The organism is Kistimonas scapharcae, from assembly GCF_039540975.1.
In the GTDB taxonomy this organism is placed as follows: domain Bacteria; phylum Pseudomonadota; class Gammaproteobacteria; order Pseudomonadales; family Endozoicomonadaceae; genus Kistimonas; species Kistimonas scapharcae.
Window position 1 is genome coordinate 1 of the sequence record NZ_BAABFL010000109.1, and the last position, 2,107, is coordinate 2,107.

General features: G+C 44.5%; 1 protein-coding gene and 1 pseudogene. Both read left to right on the plus strand.

All coding sequences use genetic code 11. The features are described 5' to 3' along the window. A pseudogene (locus tag ABD892_RS06240) lies at positions 1-699 on the plus strand (IS3 family transposase); the annotation flags it as partial. 353 nt (positions 700-1,052) lie between these two features. Next, positions 1,053-2,048 carry a hypothetical protein gene (locus tag ABD892_RS06245; protein WP_345194563.1) on the plus strand — a complete coding sequence of 332 codons (996 nt, stop codon included), beginning with the start codon at positions 1,053-1,055 and terminating at the stop codon, positions 2,046-2,048. Positions 2,049-2,107: the final 59 nt, after the last annotated feature.

Genomic DNA, 2,107 nt, shown 5'->3' on the forward strand with positions numbered 1-2,107 from the left:
TTTCCGGCGAAGCAAGTCTCGTTCAGGTGCTCGTCGCATCCAGAAAGACATGGAAGATGCTGGTCAGCCTTGTTGTATCAAAATCATTCAGGACAGCATGAAACGACAGGGTCTCGTTCCCAGGGCCGCCCGTAGATTCAGGGTCACGACGGACAGCAAGCACTCTTTGCCTGTTGCGCCTAATCTGCTCAAGCGTGACTTTGTAGCCACAGCGCCAAATCAGAAATGGGCCGGTGATATCACCTATCTGCAAACCAGCGAAGGTTGGCTGTATCTGGCCGTTGTCATTGACCTGTTCTCACGTCGAGTCATAGGCTGGTCCATGGGAACCACAATGAAAGCTGACCTGGTCTGTGATGCCTTGAACATGGCGCTCTGGTGCCGCCGGTTTCCTGCTGGCGTGCTATTTCACAGCGATAGAGGCAGTCAGTACTGTTCTCAGGTATTCAGAGACATGATCGAGAGGCACGGCTTCCATCAGAGTATGAGTCGTAAAGGCGACTGCTGGGATAACGCTTGCGTAGAGAGTTTTTTCACTCATTGAAGGTTGAGGCAATACACCATGAGCCAATGATGAACCGGGCGCAGATGCGGCAGGCGGTGTTTGAATACATTGAAGTCGATTACAATCGAAACCGCCGACACAGTTCATTGGGGTATATGACTCCCATGAATTTTGAGTTGGCAAAGGCAGCTTAGGCGGATGTCCATTTTTACTGCTTCAGATCAGTCTCATATTTTTATTGGTTTCTAGTCAGTTATGTGTTTTCGAGGATTGTTGTAAGTTGGAGTGGCAGTCTTGTTAATGCTGTTTTTGTCTCGTTTATTAATAATTTCGTGGTTTTTTTATTTGTTTTATTAAGGGGGACTGCTTGTTACATGCTGTTTCATTGTCAGGGGGGCTGCAAGGGCGTCGGCAAGACCCTGTAAGTCACGCTACTACTCAAGTTAGCTTGTATTGTGGTAGCGGAGTATCAACATTCGCCAGTCCTTCATGCGGTTTTGCTGAGTTGTCGATTATGGAGAGAGAATGTCAGGGAGCCGTCGGTGGTGTGAGTGTTCAAGACGAAAAAAAAGTGTCTGAGGTATTGGAAAAAGATGACTATCAAGTAAATTCTCAGATTTTGGGAAACATACATAAGCTCCCAATGGGGGTTAGATATATATGGCAGATCCCACGACCTTATCTCTTTCTTTTGTTTGCGGATCCTTGCCAGATTTTGGTTGATAAGGTATCACCGAAAAAATATGAGTCTAAAGAGCCGGGTTGTGTGCTTGCATGGTGTACAGCTATGCGTTTTTGTCTCCAGAGAGTTCACAATAAAAATGAATTTACGAGAGTGATTAGTTTATCAGATTATATGTATTTTAATGACCTCCTGACACGAAATGTTGATCGCCTGCTGACAGGGCATAAGCCAGGAACGGTTCGATCTTCGGCTGTTTTCTTTGAGTCTCAAATAAAACATCATACGGATATGGGGATTGTAGAGGCAATAGAGTATAAAAAGAAGTGTGAGAAACAATATCAGCATTGTCGAGGCACCGCCGGTGAATCGTTCAAGATCTTGCGAGAAGATGGTTTCGTATCAGATAGCGATAATCGCCTGCTGAATGGAATAAAAAATTACAGTGTGAGAAGTGGTTTTACAATTGAAGACAAGAGTGTTGAATTTCATTGTTTGGCGCCATCCTCCAGAGAAAAAGATAAGTCTGGCCGTCCTTGTGGTGTTTTATTTAAAAATGAGTTAGGTAAATTGGCTGAGCATTTTTTTGAGAAAATGAATAAAAAGCTGGTGACGCTATGTAAATCTAAAAAAGATGAGGAGGCACGACTTGATGCTTTGCTGGATATTCTCTCCAAAGCGATACCCAGGCTTCAGCAATTGCATATCCCCATGGATGGTACGGGGCGCACCAATCTGTTACTGATTCATTATCTATTGGCTTATTGTGATTTGCCGCCAGTGGTGCTGATGGATCCTAATGCGACGAGTATTCTTCACAAGAAACGATGCAAAAAAATACCTGATTACCACCTAACATAAGCCATTCTCCCGTCTAAACTTACGACACTGGTTTTCCTTGGGTTAGGAGACGTGTCATG